14 protein-coding genes and 1 tRNA gene are annotated in these 12,494 nt (G+C 69.3%); 6 read left to right on the top strand and 9 right to left on the bottom strand.

All coding sequences use genetic code 11. The annotated features are described in order from the left end of the window. Nucleotides 1-37: 37 nt before the first annotated feature. Nucleotides 38-1,579 (top strand): M28 family metallopeptidase, encoded by a 1,542-nt coding sequence (locus ED92_RS04865; protein WP_162836884.1) that lies wholly within the window; start codon nucleotides 38-40, stop codon nucleotides 1,577-1,579. Between the two features lie 81 nt (nucleotides 1,580-1,660). Here ED92_RS04865 and ED92_RS04860 read toward each other — a convergent pair whose 3' ends face one another. After that, a complete protein-coding gene (locus ED92_RS04860) occupies nucleotides 1,661-2,584 on the bottom strand; it encodes a neutral zinc metallopeptidase (protein WP_037333385.1) in 924 nt (307 codons plus the stop codon). A gap of 538 nt (nucleotides 2,585-3,122) precedes the next feature. Between ED92_RS04860 and ED92_RS04855 the strand changes: the two genes are divergently transcribed. Next, the gene (locus ED92_RS04855) at nucleotides 3,123-3,626 is read left to right on the top strand and encodes a MarR family winged helix-turn-helix transcriptional regulator (RefSeq protein WP_037333383.1); all 504 of its coding nucleotides are present in this window, start codon (nucleotides 3,123-3,125) and stop codon (nucleotides 3,624-3,626) included. On the opposite strand, the gene ED92_RS04850 is transcribed toward ED92_RS04855, so the two are convergent. Together ED92_RS04850 and ED92_RS04845 are read right to left on the bottom strand one after the other, a co-directional pair. Next, nucleotides 3,616-4,749: an RNA polymerase sigma factor gene (locus tag ED92_RS04850; RefSeq protein WP_037336025.1), complete on the bottom strand. Its 1,134-nt coding sequence runs from the start codon at nucleotides 4,747-4,749 to the stop codon at nucleotides 3,616-3,618. The genes ED92_RS04855 and ED92_RS04850 overlap by 11 nt on opposite strands. Before the next feature lie 8 nt (nucleotides 4,750-4,757). After that, complete coding sequence (locus tag ED92_RS04845) at nucleotides 4,758-5,165, bottom strand: YciI family protein (RefSeq protein ID WP_037333381.1); 408 nt, start codon at nucleotides 5,163-5,165, stop codon at nucleotides 4,758-4,760. Nucleotides 5,166-5,268: 103 nt separating this feature from the next. Between ED92_RS04845 and ED92_RS04840 the strand changes: the two genes are divergently transcribed. Beyond that, on the top strand, nucleotides 5,269-6,993 hold the full coding sequence (locus tag ED92_RS04840) for an RICIN domain-containing protein (protein ID WP_037333379.1): 1,725 nt from the start codon (nucleotides 5,269-5,271) through the stop codon (nucleotides 6,991-6,993). A gap of 49 nt (nucleotides 6,994-7,042) precedes the next feature. Here the strand turns inward: ED92_RS04840 and ED92_RS04835 are convergent. From ED92_RS04835 to ED92_RS04825, 3 genes are all read right to left on the bottom strand, one after another. Further along, nucleotides 7,043-7,131, bottom strand: a tRNA-Ser gene (locus ED92_RS04835). Nucleotides 7,132-7,175: 44 nt separating this feature from the next. Further along, nucleotides 7,176-7,538, bottom strand: a complete 363-nt coding sequence (locus ED92_RS04830; RefSeq protein WP_037333377.1) for a DUF4190 domain-containing protein — start codon at nucleotides 7,536-7,538, stop codon at nucleotides 7,176-7,178. Nucleotides 7,539-7,561: 23 nt separating this feature from the next. Beyond that, nucleotides 7,562-7,849 (bottom strand): DUF2277 domain-containing protein, encoded by a 288-nt coding sequence (locus tag ED92_RS04825; RefSeq protein ID WP_037336023.1) that lies wholly within the window; start codon nucleotides 7,847-7,849, stop codon nucleotides 7,562-7,564. A 113-nt stretch (nucleotides 7,850-7,962) separates the two neighbouring features. Between ED92_RS04825 and ED92_RS04820 the strand changes: the two genes are divergently transcribed. Then, nucleotides 7,963-8,916 carry an Ldh family oxidoreductase gene (locus ED92_RS04820; protein ID WP_037333374.1) on the top strand — a complete coding sequence of 318 codons (954 nt, stop codon included), beginning with the start codon at nucleotides 7,963-7,965 and terminating at the stop codon, nucleotides 8,914-8,916. Here ED92_RS04820 and ED92_RS04815 read toward each other — a convergent pair. Together ED92_RS04815 and ED92_RS04810 are read right to left on the bottom strand one after the other, a co-directional pair. Further along, the gene (locus ED92_RS04815) at nucleotides 8,913-9,131 is read right to left on the bottom strand and encodes an RNA-binding S4 domain-containing protein (protein ID WP_016330720.1); all 219 of its coding nucleotides are present in this window, start codon (nucleotides 9,129-9,131) and stop codon (nucleotides 8,913-8,915) included. The genes ED92_RS04820 and ED92_RS04815 overlap by 4 nt on opposite strands. 7 nt (nucleotides 9,132-9,138) lie before the next feature. Then, on the bottom strand, nucleotides 9,139-9,900 hold the full coding sequence (locus ED92_RS04810) for a serine protease (RefSeq protein WP_037333371.1): 762 nt from the start codon (nucleotides 9,898-9,900) through the stop codon (nucleotides 9,139-9,141). A 145-nt stretch (nucleotides 9,901-10,045) separates the two neighbouring features. On the opposite strand from ED92_RS04810, the gene ED92_RS04805 reads away from it, so the two are divergent. Both ED92_RS04805 and ED92_RS04800 read left to right on the top strand, forming a co-directional pair. Next, on the top strand, nucleotides 10,046-10,870 hold the full coding sequence (locus tag ED92_RS04805) for an SDR family oxidoreductase (RefSeq protein WP_037333367.1): 825 nt from the start codon (nucleotides 10,046-10,048) through the stop codon (nucleotides 10,868-10,870). 102 nt (nucleotides 10,871-10,972) lie between these two features. Further along, nucleotides 10,973-11,650, top strand: a complete 678-nt coding sequence (locus ED92_RS04800; RefSeq protein ID WP_052120275.1) for a hypothetical protein — start codon at nucleotides 10,973-10,975, stop codon at nucleotides 11,648-11,650. On the opposite strand, the gene ED92_RS04795 is transcribed toward ED92_RS04800, so the two are convergent. Further along, nucleotides 11,638-12,486: a LysR family transcriptional regulator gene (locus ED92_RS04795; RefSeq protein ID WP_235213193.1), complete on the bottom strand. Its 849-nt coding sequence runs from the start codon at nucleotides 12,484-12,486 to the stop codon at nucleotides 11,638-11,640. The two genes, ED92_RS04800 and ED92_RS04795, sit on opposite strands and share 13 nt — an antisense overlap. Between the last annotated feature and the right edge of the window lie 8 nt (nucleotides 12,487-12,494).

Below are 12,494 nucleotides of genomic sequence, written 5' to 3'. Positions count from 1 at the left end.
GTTGACCTGTGGCACAAACCGCACAAAGGTGACGCTCATGTCATATTCGCGAAGAAGCATTGTTCCCTCGATCGTGGTGATGGCCACCGCCGCGCTCACGGTCGGAATGGCTCCCGCTGCGACGGCCACGACCGGGATCGACGGTCCCGCGCTGGCCAAGCAGCTCGTCAAGAAGGTCGACGTGAACAACGTCAACCGGCACCTGATCGCGCTGCAGCGGATCTCGGACGCGAACGGCGGCCGCCGTGCCGCCAGCACCGAAGGGCACAAGAAGTCCGCCGAGTACGTCGCCACGAAGCTGGAGCAGGCGGGCTTCACGGTGACGCGGCAGGAGTTCCCCTTCACCTACGCGGAAACCCTCGCGGAGAAGCTGACGGTCGCGGGCGCCGACGTCCCGATCATCATCATGTCCTACAGCCCGTCGACGCCCGCCGGGGGAATCACCGCCCCGCTCGCGGTGGTCCCGGTCGACGACACCAGCGGCTGCGAAGCGACCGACTACGCCGGCGGCGTCACCGGCAAGATCGCGCTGATCCAGCGCGGTGGCTGCTCCTTCGCGCAGAAGCAGGCGACGGCCGCGGCGGCGGGCGCCGTCGGCGCGATCGTCTACAACAACGTCCCGGGCCCGGTCAACGGCACCCTGGGCGACCCGGCCGCGGGCAAGATCCCGACCGGCGGCATCACCCAGGCCGACGGACAGGCACTCGCCGGGAAGGCCGGTGCCTCGGTCACCCTCGACCTGCGTGCCTTCCAGGAGGCGCGGACCAGCTACAACGTCATCGCCGAGACCAAGACCGGGCGCAAGGACAACGTCGTGATGCTCGGCGCCCACCTCGACAGCGTCACCGAGGGCCCCGGCATCAACGACAACGGCACCGGTTCCGCGGCGCTGCTGGAGACCGCGCTGCAGCTGGGCAGCAAGCCCAAGGCCAACAACGCCGTCCGCTTCGGCTGGTGGAGCGCCGAGGAGTTCGGTCTCGTCGGCTCGACCTACTACGTCAACTCGCTGAGCTTCGAGCAGCAGCTCGACATCGCGCTCTACTACAACTACGACATGATCGGCTCGCCGAACGCGGCGTACTTCGCCTACGACGGTGACAACTCCGACGGTGTCGGCGCGGGTGCGGGCCCGTACGGTTCCGCGCAGCTCGAGAAGACCCTCGTGGACTACCTCCAGCTCGGCAAGGGTGTCCCGGTCGAGGGCACGGACTTCACCGGTCGCTCCGACTACGGCCAGTTCATCGCGGTCGGCATCCCGGCCGGTGGCCTGTTCACCGGTGCCGAAGGCGTGAAGACCGCGGCGCAGGCGGCCAAGTGGGGCGGCAGCGCCAACGTTCCTTACGACAAGTGCTACCACCAGGCGTGCGACAACCTCGGCAACATCGATCGCGTCGCGCTCGAACGCAACTCCGACGCCGTCGCGTGGGCGCTGGGCGTGTACGCGACCAGCACCGCGGACATCAACGGTGTGTCGGGCAGTTCGGCCGCGAAGGCGAAGTCCCTTCGCGCGGCCGAGCGGTCTCAGCAGCGGAGCATGACGGCTTCCGTCCAGGCTGACGAGCACCACGTCGCCGCGTAGTAGCTCCTCAAATGCTAGGAACGGTCCTTTCCTCGCAAATTTTGCGAGGAAAGGACCGTTCCTGGCGTCCAGGGGGAGTGCTCAGCCCAGGCTCTTGGCCGCGAACGTGTCGCACCGCGCCGGCTCGCCCGTCTGGAAGCCGGTCGTGAACCACTTCTTCCGCTGCGCCGAGGTGCCGTGGCTGAACTTCGACTCGTCGACCCGGCCCCCGCCGAGTTTCGACTGGATGTAGTCGTCGCCGATCCGCGAAGCGGTGTCCAGCGCCGAGTTGACGTCCTCCTGGCTGATCTCGCTGATCAGCGGCCGCCCGCTCTCGGTCGGGGTGGTCGTCGCGTGGTTCGCCCAGACACCGGCGTAGCAGTCGGCCTGCAGTTCGAGCCGCACCGAACCCGACGTCGGCCCGCTCCCGGTGCCCTTTTTGGACACTCCGGTGAGGTTCTGCACGTGGTGGCCGTATTCGTGGGCCAGCACGTACGCCTCCGCGAACGGCCCGCCCTCCGCGCCGAACCTGGTGCGGAGTTCGTTGAAGAAGCCCAGATCGATGTAGACCTCGGAGTCGCCGGGGCAGTAGAACGGCCCGACGTCGGAAGTCGCGTTACCGCAGGCGGTGTTCACCCCGCCGTTGAAGAAGTTCGTGACGGCCTTGCGGTAGGTCGAGCCGGACCGCTGGAACTCCTGGCCCCAGTAGTCCTGGATCGAGTTGATGATGGCGACGATCGCGCAGTCGTGGTTCCGGTTCGCGTCCGCGCCGGTCTTGCACTCCTGGGACAGCGTGGTGTTGTCCATCTGCTGCCCGGAGCCCACGCCGCCGAGGCTGCCGATCCCGCCGGACGACGGGTTCAGGCTCACGCCGCCGAACTGGGAGAGCAGGAAGTAGATGACGAGGCCGACCACGCCGAGCCCGCCGCCGCCGAGTGCCACCCGGCCGCCGATACCGCCACCGCCACCGCCGCGCAGGTCCTCGACCTCGGAGGTGTCCAGGCCCGCGCCTTCGTCGAATCGCACGGGGGAAGCGTAGCCGGAAGACCCCGGATATGCCTGGGTGCGGCCGCGTGGAGCGGCCGCACCCAGGGCTACCGAGGTTGTCTTGTTCCGATCGCCGGTCGGCCGCGATCACCGGGCCGGCGTCCTGGCGCTGCCGAGGCGGTCGAAGAGGCCGCTAACCCGAAACAGGCCGGAGTGACGCCGAATGCGCCAGAATTGTCGAGCGCATCCGAGATGCCCGCGCTCGTCGCTGTTCACAGTCGCGACCGACCCGGTCCTTTCCGTTCCGGTCGCGGGGACACAGCAGGCGGTCAACCGCGAGAATCACCCGCCATACCACCACCTGACCCTTCCCGGCTGGGAGCAGGTCCGGCGACCCTTCCACGGGTTCGCCCGGTACTTGCCCGACCATCCGCTGACAAGCAGAATGCGCCTTTTCTCGCCGAGTCTCAACCTTTTCGTAACCCTCCTTCGGGCGAATGTTCCGCCGGATTTTTCAGGGACCGAAAAGTGACCGGTGGGTATGCGCCTTGTGCGATCAACGCTCTACTCTGCGTGGATGGCGGTGGAGCAGAAGGAAGTGCGCTGGCTTTCCGAGTCCGAGATGGTCGCCTGGCGCTCGTACATCGTCGCCACCATGCGGCTGCGACAGCGTCTCCATCGCGAACTCTCCGAGCGCCACGACGTCACCCTCGCCGACTACGAGGTCTTGGTCTGCCTTTCGCTCCAGCCCGACCGGCGGATGCGGATGACGGAGCTGGCGAGCATGCTCGGTTCGACCAAGAGCAGGCTTTCGCACCAGATGGTCCGGCTCGAGGCCGACGGTCTCATCCGCCGCACCCGGGACCCGGCGGACAAACGCGGCGTCGTCGCGGAGATGACCGAGACCGGCGCGGAACTGCTGGAAGGCGCGGCACCGACGCATGTCGAGGGCGTCCGCGAGCATCTGATCGATCTGCTGAGCCCCGAGGAGCAGCGGGTGCTGGGACAGGCGTTCGGACGCGTGCTGGAGCACCTGTCGGAGATCGACGGCCTGCCGCGGCTGCCGCCGATCACTTCTTGAGACGCTCGGCCTGACGCGTCAGGTGGTCGCGCTCGGCCAGGTCGGCCGCCTTGGCCGCGGCTTCGCCGTACAGCCGCGCCGCGGTCTCCGGATCGCCGTCGCGCTCGTGGAGGTACGCCGCCACCGCCGCGTACCTCGGCAGCGAATCGTCCAGTTCCGCGAGCGCGGCCAGCCCCGCGCGCGGTCCGTCCGCCTCGCCGACGGCGACCGCGCGATTGAGCCGGACGACCGGGCTGCCGGTCAGCCGCGCGAGTTCGTCGTACCACTCGACGATCTGCACCCAGTCGGTCTCCGCCGCGGTGGGCGCGTCTGCGTGGAGCGCCGCGATGGCCGCCTGCGCCTGGAACTCGCCCAGCCTGTCGCGCGCCAGCGCGGCTTGCAGGATCTCGACGCCCTCGGCGATCAGACGCGTGTCCCAGGCGCCGCGGTCCTGTTCGGCGAGCGGCACGAGCGCGCCGTCGGCCGCCGTCCGCGCGGCGCGCCGGGCGTGGTGGAGCAGCATGAGGGCGAGCAGCCCGGCGACCTCGGGATGGTCGATCGAGACGAAAAGCCGCCGGGTGAGCCGGATGGCTTCGGCGGCGAGGTCGACGTCGCCCGAGTAACCCTCGTTGAACACGAGATACAGCACGCGCAGCACGGTGGCGACGTCGCCGGCCTGGTCGAAACGCACTCCCGAGACGGTGCGCTTGGCCCGGCTGATGCGCTGCGCCATGGTCGCTTCGGGCACCAGGTACGCCTGGGCGATCTGGCGGGTGGTGAGCCCGCCGACGGCGCGCAGGGTGAGCGCGACCGCCGAAGCCGGCGTCAGCGACGGGTGGGCACACAGGAAGTAGAGCTGCAGCGTGTCGTCCACCGCGGGAGCGGGCCCCGGGGCGGGCTCGTCGTCGACGAGGTCTTCGCGTCGGCGGCGGGCGGCGTCGGACCGTGCCATACCGAGGAACTTGCGCCAGGCGACGGTGACGAGCCAGCCCTTCGGATCGTTAGGCCGGTCACCGGGCCAGACGCGGACGGCCTCGATCAGCGCCTCCTGGACGGCGTCCTCGGCCGACGCGAAGTCGGCTCCGCGGCGGACGAGGATCCCGAGGACGTTCGGCGTGAGACTCCGGAGCAGGGCCTCGTCCAGTTCGGTGGTCACTCCGTGACGACGAGCGGCTCGCCCTGCAACGGACGCAGTTCGAGCCATTCGTGGATCGGCTTCCCGCCCGCGCCCGGGGCGGCCGACAGTTCACCCGCGAGTTCGAGCGCCCGCTCGTAGCTGTCGACGTCGATGATCATGAAACCGGCGATGAGGTCTTTGGTCTCGGCGAACGGGCCGTCGGTGACCGGCGGTTTGCCCTCGCCGTCGTAGCGGACGAAGGTGCCTTCGGGTGCGAGAGCCTGCTCCGCGACGAACTCGCCGGTCTCCACGAGCCGGGTCGCGAAGTCCCTCATGTAGTCGATATGCGCCGTGATCTCCTCCGGCGCCCATTGCTCCATCGGGATGTCGTTCACCGCTGCCGGAGCGCCGCGGTAGTGCTTGAGCAGCAGGTACTTGGGCATGGCCGAAGGGTAGCGGCAGACTGCCGGTCCTTCTGCCTGGCGCGGCCATACATCCGATCTCTAGCGTCGTTATCGCGTTCCTCCATCGCGAAAGGAAGAGCCTTTGTCCAAGGCGAAACGGCGAACCGCCTGCCTGCTAGTGACCATCGGCCTCGGCTGTGGCCTGCTCACCGGAGAGGCGGCCGCCTCCGAGGTGGCCCCGCCCCCGCTCGCTCCAGCCGTCGCCCAAGCGCTGATCGCCGCGAACCCGGTGGTCTGCGAGGGCGACGGGGTTTCCGGCAAACGTGTCGAGCTGGTCTACGTCCGTGAGGCCGGCCAGGCCGACCGGTACGCGACCGTCGTGCCGTCCCTGCGCGCGTACGCGTCCGGGATCGACGATTCGTTCAACGACAGCGCCGCCGCGACCGGCGGCAGCAGACATCTCCGCTACGTGACGACCGCGGGCGCGGGCTGCCAGGTCGCCGTCGCGAATCTCGTGGTGCCCGACGGCACGTATCTGTCGGGTGCCATCCGCGACCGCGCCATCGAGGCCGGTTTCTTCAACGCGGACCGTGACTACATGCTGTTCTCCGACAACCCGCACACCTGCGCCGGCACGTGGGGCGACAGCGACGACCAGCCCGGTCCCGCCAACGCCTTCAACAACGGCAGGCACTACACGGAGATCGCCGTCCCCTGCTGGGGTGTCAACGCCGCCGCGCACGAACTGGGCCACATGCTCGGCGCGGTCCTGCCGGGTGCCCCGCACTACCAGGGTGGCGGGCACTGCTCCCAGGAATGGGATCTGATGTGTTACGGCGACACGCAGTCCTTCGACTGCACGGAACGCGACTTCGACCGGCTGCTGGACTGCGGCAACGACGACTACTTCAGCACGAACCCCACGCCGGGCAGCTGGCTCGCGACGCATTGGAACGTCGCGAACAGCGCCTTCCTGATCAAGAAGGACACCCCCGACAACGACGACGGCCACGCCAGGGGCGGGAAGACCTACGTCATCACCGGCGCGAGCGGTAACGCCATCGACGTCGTGGGCTCGTCGACCGGCGGCCTCGCGAACCTCAGCCATCGGCCGCGGACCGACGCCATGAGCCAGAAGTGGATCCTGGGCTACAACACCGGGCTTCAGCTGGTCAACGCCAACAGCCAGCTGTGCGCCGACAGCGCCCAGAGCGGGACGGCGCCGGGAACGCCGATCCTGCAGTACAACTGCAACGGCCAGAACGGTATGCGGTGGGCGTTCCAGCCGCTCGGCAACGGCAAGGTGGCGATCTTCAACTACCTGACCGGCTTCGCGATCACCGACGGCGGCGCGTACCCGGCGCCGCTGGTCCAGCAGCCCTATACCGGGGCGGCCAACCAGCAGTGGACGCTGAACCCCGTCGCCGATCCCGGCCCGCAGGCGGGCAAGAAGTACTACCTGACCGTCGCCACCAACGGCAACAGCGCGGCGGTCGTCGATGGCTCGTCGTCGGCGGGCGCGAAGATCACGCATGTGGTCAGGCAGAACGACAACGGCCAGAAATGGCGGCTCACCGACGCGGGCGGCGGGTACTGGAAGATCTCCAACGAGCGGAGCGGTCAGTGCCTGCGGCCGGTCTCCGGCAGCACCGCGGAGGGCGCGCAGTTCGAGCAGACGCACTGCGGCTCGGCCACCAACCAGCAGTGGAAGCTGTTGCGGAGCGCCGACATGCGCTACGGACTGGTGAACCGGGCGAGCAAGCTGGCGGTGCGGCAGATCAACAACGGCACGGCATCGCTGCTGGAGCAGCGGCCGTTCCTGGGCGGCCGTAGCGACGAGACGGTCTGGGCACTGGTACCCGCGTGACGAGAAGCGCCCCAGGTCGGTCGGCCTGGGGCGCTTTCGTTTTCAAGACTGGCGGTAGCGGTGGGATTCGAACCCACGGAGGACAGAGCCCTCGCATGTTTTCAAGACATGTTCCTTCGGCCGCTCGGACACGCTACCGCTGTCGAGGGTATCCGACGGGCCTTTGCCTTAACGCTTCGGATCTAGTCGAAGTCCCAGTCGGTCAAGATCCCGACGAAGATGAAACCCGCCAGGAGCAGCAGGATGACGGCGACGCCGAGGTAGCCGATGATGATCGCCGCGAGCGCCATCCCCTGGCCGCCCGCTTCCCCGCGTTTGGCCTTGGAATGCGCGATATGCCCCATGATGACGCCGGCGATCGACGGCAGCCCGCTGCACGCGACCAGACTGGCGATCGACACGACCAGTGCCGCGATCGCGAGCCCTTGTTCCTGCGGCGGCATCGCCGGGCCGTATCCGTAACCCGGTTGCTGGTACGGCTGCCCGTACGGAGGTTGCTGGCCGTAGGGCTGCTGCTGACCGTAGGGGTCTTGCGGGTATGTCACCCGCTAACCGTAACCGCCGGAGCTCAGGATGCCTGGCTCTTCGCGGCCTTCGCCGCGATTCGCGCCTGGACTTCGGGACGGCGCAGCGGCGGCACCGTCGCCGGGGGCTGACGGCGCGGGGGCAGCTCGGCCAGTACGCGCCGGGTGATCTCGGTGATCTCGGCGACGGCGGCCTCGAACGGCTCACGGGTGGCGTCGGACAGGCTCTGCACCCCGGACACCTTGCGGACGTACTGGCGGGCGGCGGCCTCGATCTCGTCCGGCGTCGCCGCCGGTTCCAGGCCTCGTAGCGTGGTGATGTTGCGGCACATGCCCCGATCGTACGTCCGCCCACCGACGTTTCCGAGCGCTCCGATCACACAGTCGGTTAGAAGCTGCCCTGGTTCGTTGACGCCGAAAAACGCGTTTAGGCACCCTCGGCGGAGTGCCCCTCAGACCTCGCTCTCTCCGCCGTGCGCCCGTCGAGCCGACCCCCGAACCGGCCGAACCCTCCCCGATACCGGAACAGATCTGGCAGCGCGTCCCGATCGACGCCCTGATCGACCTGGTCACCGAGATCTTCACCGCGCACGACCTGCCGTGGTCGCGGGCCAGGATGGCCGCCGAGGCGTTGTGCCACGGCGATCTCACCGGAACGCCGGAATCCGGCGTCGCCGAACTGACCCGGTTGCATCTGCCGATGCTCGCCAACGGGATGGTGCGGCCGAGGGCCGAACCGCTGATGATCGCCGACCGCGGTGCCGCCGCCCTGATCGATTACCGCCGCGCGCCGGGCCTGTGGGCCGTCGGCGACGCGATGGACCGGGCGGTGTCCAGGGCGGGCCGGTACGGCGTCGGGCTGATGTCGGTGCGCGGCGTCGGGCCGTTCGGCCGTGCCGGGCACCATGCCGCGAGGGCGTTGCCGCACACCATGATCGGGCTCGTCATGGCGGCGGGCGGGGAGCGCGGGACGGCCGCGAACCCGCTCGGCATGGCCGCCCCCGCCGGCGCGTACCCCGAATTCGTCCTCGACCTGGACACGCTGGGGGACGTCGACGGCGCGGGCAGCGCCGCGATCGCCGGATTCGCCCTGCTGGTGGAGATCTTCGCCGGGGTGCTGTCGGGCGTCGGCGACCACGACCACGACACCGGACTGATGGTGATGGCGATCGCGCCGACGACGCTGCGCAGCGCCGACGGGTTCTACAAGGCCGCGAGCGCGTTGTTCGGCAGCCTGCTCGGCTGGGAGGGCGGCACCCCGGTCCGCTATCCGGGCTGGCGCGAGGCGCAGTACCTCGAACAGTGCCAGGCGCTGGGGGTCCCGCTGAACGAGCCGGTGCACCGCGAGCTGGAAGAACTCGCGAAGGCGTTGCGCCTGGCGCCGCTGCAGGGGCGTTAGCCCAGGACGACGCGGCCGCCTTCGCCGCCGACCTCCACGACGTCGCCGTTCGTCAGCTGACGGCCGCGCCGGACCTCCACCTCGCCGTTGACCGTGACCTCTTCGGCGTCGAGGAGGTCTTTGGCGTGCGATCCGTCTTCGGCCAGGTTGGCCAGTTTGAGGAACTGGCCGAGGCGGATCGGTTCACCGGTGATCGGGACGTCGTGGATGCTCATGGGGAGATCATCCCCGTGTGTCCATCTTCCGGTACAAGGTGGCGACGTCGGTGTCGAAGTAGCTGCTGTAGGACGTGTCCGGATCGTCCCCGCCGTACAGGTAGCCGCCGATCACGCCGACGACGGTGCCGAGTCCGGTCTTCGGGTCGGCGTCGACCACCCACGGGCCGCCGCTGGTGCCGGTCGTGAAGCCGGGGCACGCGACGCGCATCTGGTAGGTGTCGGCCTGGGCGCTGGTGCCGTGGCAGACGACCGGCGCCTCCCGTTCGTCGGGATAGCCGGTCAGGGTGATCGGGTGGTCGAAACCGCCGCCGGTCAGCAGGGTGTTGGCGCCCGTGACGCTTTCGAGGGTCTTCGTGGTGCCGGCCTGGCGGGCGGTCGCGAACCCGACGTCGAGGTCCGGATCGGAGGAATCGGCCCAGCCGTCGGGAACCTGCGGATCGGAGACTTCCCAGTAGCCGTATGGCGCGACACCGTCGTGGTAGCCGGGTGCGAACGAGATCCCCGTCGCGTACTCGCCGCCTTCGCCGTCGTGCAGGCAATGCGCCGCCGTGAGCAGGAGGTCGCCGGGGGCGCTGTGGACGACGCTGGCCGTGCAGAAATGCGTTCCGTCCAGGAAGAGCGCGCCGATCGCGGGATTGGTCTCCGGTGCCGCGGGGGTGGCCGCCACCGTCGCGGGGACGGCGCTGTCTTCGGTCGCGGCGGGATCCGACGCGGCGGAACAACCGGACAGAACGACACAGAGCACGAGCAACAGGGCGCGGCGCATCGCCTTCCTTTCGCTCGTCCACGGCTGTCCGGTTACAGATCACCATAAGTGGTGTGCGAACACAGCCCGAATCGATCAACGCACAGCAAGCTCACAGCCGTAGTATGTGTTACCTCCGGTAACAGTCGAGCGGGTTGGAGCGGGTATGAAGTCGTTCACGGACAAGGTCGTGGTGATCACGGGTGCGGGCTCGGGGATCGGCAAGGCGCTCGCGATCGAGCTCGCCGGGCGGGGCGCCAGGCTGGCGCTCTCCGACGTCGACGCCGTCCGCGCGGCCGGCACCGTCGCGGAGTGCGAGAAGGCGGGCGCCACCGCGAAGGCGTACGAGCTCGACGTCGCCGACCGTGACGCCGTTCTCGCGCACGCCGAGGAGGTCGCCGTCGATTTCGGCGGCGCCAACGTCGTGGTGAACAACGCCGGGGTCGCGCTCGGTGCCACGGTCGAGGAAATGACCTGGGACGACTACGACTGGCTGATGGGGATCAATCTCGGCGGCGTGGTCAACGGTACGAAAGCGTTTCTGCCGCAGGTGATCGCTTCGGGTGACGGGCACATCGTCAACCTTTCGAGTGTGTTCGGCTTCATCGGCGTGCCCACGCAGAGCGCGTACAACGCCGCGAAATTCGCGGTGCGGGGGTTCACCGAGGCGCTGCGGCAGGAAATGCTGATCGCCCGGCATCCGGTCAAGGTCAGCTGCGTACATCCCGGTGGCATCAAGACGAATATCGCCCGTGACGCGCGGGGCGGCGCCGAGCGGGACATCGACAAAGCCGCCGAGGGATTCGAAAAGATCGCGCGGACGACGCCGGAGAAGGCCGCGCAGACCATCGTCCGCGGTATCGAACGGGGGACGGCGCGGATCCTGATCGGTCCGGACGCGTATGCCATCGACGCGATTCCCCGCGTGCTCGGCTCCTTTTACCAGCGGCCGCTCGCCCTGTTGGGACGCTTGGGAATGCGGAATCTCTGAGAAAGCGGAAGCCACTGAACGGAGTAACCCTCCGTGGTCCGGACGGCTCGGGATAACTCGATCGGGGTGCATTACTTACGGCGGCGTCGGAAATGCACCACAATGCTCAAGTTCGTGATTCCCCTTCCGGAGGTCCCCATGCCGCGCGCCGCCCAGCGCCGTACGCCGACCGATGCCGCGCTCTCCGTCGAGACGGCGGAGTTGCTGGACCGGACCGGGATCATCGCGGCGAGTCTGCCGAAACGGCGGCGCAGCCCGGAGAACGAACCCGAGCCCGAGCCGATGCCGGTCCGGCCCCCGGTCTGCGAACCGGTGGTGGACAAGGATCTCCGGCCCAAGGCCGTGGTCATCCATCGCCGCGCCCGCTCCTGGCTCGTCGGCGGAGCGGGGGTGGCGCTGCTCGCGATCGGCTGGTTCGCCGGCACCTTCAGCTTCCAGCCCGTCGACGACACCGCCCTGCCCGAGCAGCCGTTGCCCGCCGTCGCGACCCAGCAGGCGGCGCCGCCGGTCGCGCAGCCCGCGCCGCAGGCCGCGCCGGTGACCGTTTACGTCCCGGTCACCGTGAAACAGCAAGCGCCCGCGACGAAGAAGAAGCCCGTCAAGGAACGCGTCGTCGCCCTCCCGCCCGCCGAGACCAGGCCGCCGGAGCAGCCGCGCACCGACCTCGGCTCGCGCGACAAGCCCACGCAGGACATCCGGAGCATGATGGATCCCGTCGTGGCGAGTTCCCTGGCGATGCAGATGGCGCAGGGAATGGTGAGTTACGGCTACGGCCGCTGACCCGTCAGCGTGGCGGCCAGTGCCGAGCCCTCGCCGGGATCCCCGTGCACGAGTTCGGTGCGATGCACCACGCGCGGTGAGGACAGGGAAAGCGCGCTCACGCCGGTGACGACGTCCGCCGGGAGCAGCGCCAGTCCCTGACCGGCCGCGACCAGTCCGAGCAGGCCCCGGACGTCGGTCCCGGTGTAGCGCAGCCGACCGCGGAATCCGTCGGTCGAGGCGAACTTCCTCAAGCGTTCCAACGGAATCGCCGTATCCGGCGCGTCGATCCACGCCGCGTCGGCGAGTTCGGCGAGCCGGACCGCCCGCCCCGCCATCGGATGACCGCCGGGTACCGCGACCGCGAGGGGGCGTTCACCGACGACAGTGGTGGTGAGCGGGCCGACGTCCGGCAGCGGGAGCGGATCGCTCGGCGCGGTCATCCCGTCGACGAGGCCGAGGTCGAGTGAGCCGGTCGCGACCTCCGTCAGGACGTCTTCGCGGCCCAGGACGCGCAGTTCGGTGCCACGACGCGCGGCGGCGGCGACTTCGGCGGTGAGCGACAGCGGGGTGAGCCCGAGGACGACCCGCCCGCTGGGCGCCGCGGTGAGCCGGGCGAGGTCCGCGCGGGCGGCGTCGAGCCGGGTCAGCAGCGGACCGGCGTGTTCGAGGAGACGTTCCCCGGCGCGCGTCGGGGCGACCGGCCGCCGGGTGAGCAGCGCGGTGCCGAGGTCCTGTTCGAGCCCGGCGATGTGCTGGGAGATCGCGGATTGCGTGTAGCCGAGGTCGCGGGCCGCCCGCGAGAACGAGCCGCCGCGGGCCACCGCCACGAAGGTGCGGAGCAGATGAGTCTCCATGAGCATCA

Source organism: Amycolatopsis sp. MJM2582, from assembly GCF_000754115.1.
Lineage (GTDB): Bacteria > Actinomycetota > Actinomycetes > Mycobacteriales > Pseudonocardiaceae > Amycolatopsis > Amycolatopsis japonica.
Note: the sequence above shows the minus strand (reverse complement) of the source record. Positions and strands in the feature narration are given on the sequence as shown.

What these genes read in the sequence shown, in the direction of transcription:
- ED92_RS04815 (WP_016330720.1), bottom strand. Translation starts at nt 9,131, where the DNA reads ATGAGCATCCACGACGTCCCGATCACCGGTGAACCGATCCGCCTCGGC.
- ED92_RS04795 (WP_235213193.1), bottom strand. Translation starts at nt 12,486, where the DNA reads ATGGAGACTCATCTGCTCCGCACCTTCGTGGCGGTGGCCCGCGGCGGC.
- ED92_RS04865 (WP_162836884.1), top strand. Translation starts at nt 38, where the DNA reads ATGTCATATTCGCGAAGAAGCATTGTTCCCTCGATCGTGGTGATGGCC.
- ED92_RS04855 (WP_037333383.1), top strand. Translation starts at nt 3,123, where the DNA reads ATGGCGGTGGAGCAGAAGGAAGTGCGCTGGCTTTCCGAGTCCGAGATG.
- ED92_RS04825 (WP_037336023.1), bottom strand. Translation starts at nt 7,849, where the DNA reads ATGTGCCGCAACATCACCACGCTACGAGGCCTGGAACCGGCGGCGACG.
- ED92_RS04805 (WP_037333367.1), top strand. Translation starts at nt 10,046, where the DNA reads ATGAAGTCGTTCACGGACAAGGTCGTGGTGATCACGGGTGCGGGCTCG.
- ED92_RS04845 (WP_037333381.1), bottom strand. Translation starts at nt 5,165, where the DNA reads ATGCCCAAGTACCTGCTGCTCAAGCACTACCGCGGCGCTCCGGCAGCG.
- ED92_RS04800 (WP_052120275.1), top strand. Translation starts at nt 10,973, where the DNA reads ATGCTCAAGTTCGTGATTCCCCTTCCGGAGGTCCCCATGCCGCGCGCC.
- ED92_RS04810 (WP_037333371.1), bottom strand. Translation starts at nt 9,900, where the DNA reads ATGCGCCGCGCCCTGTTGCTCGTGCTCTGTGTCGTTCTGTCCGGTTGT.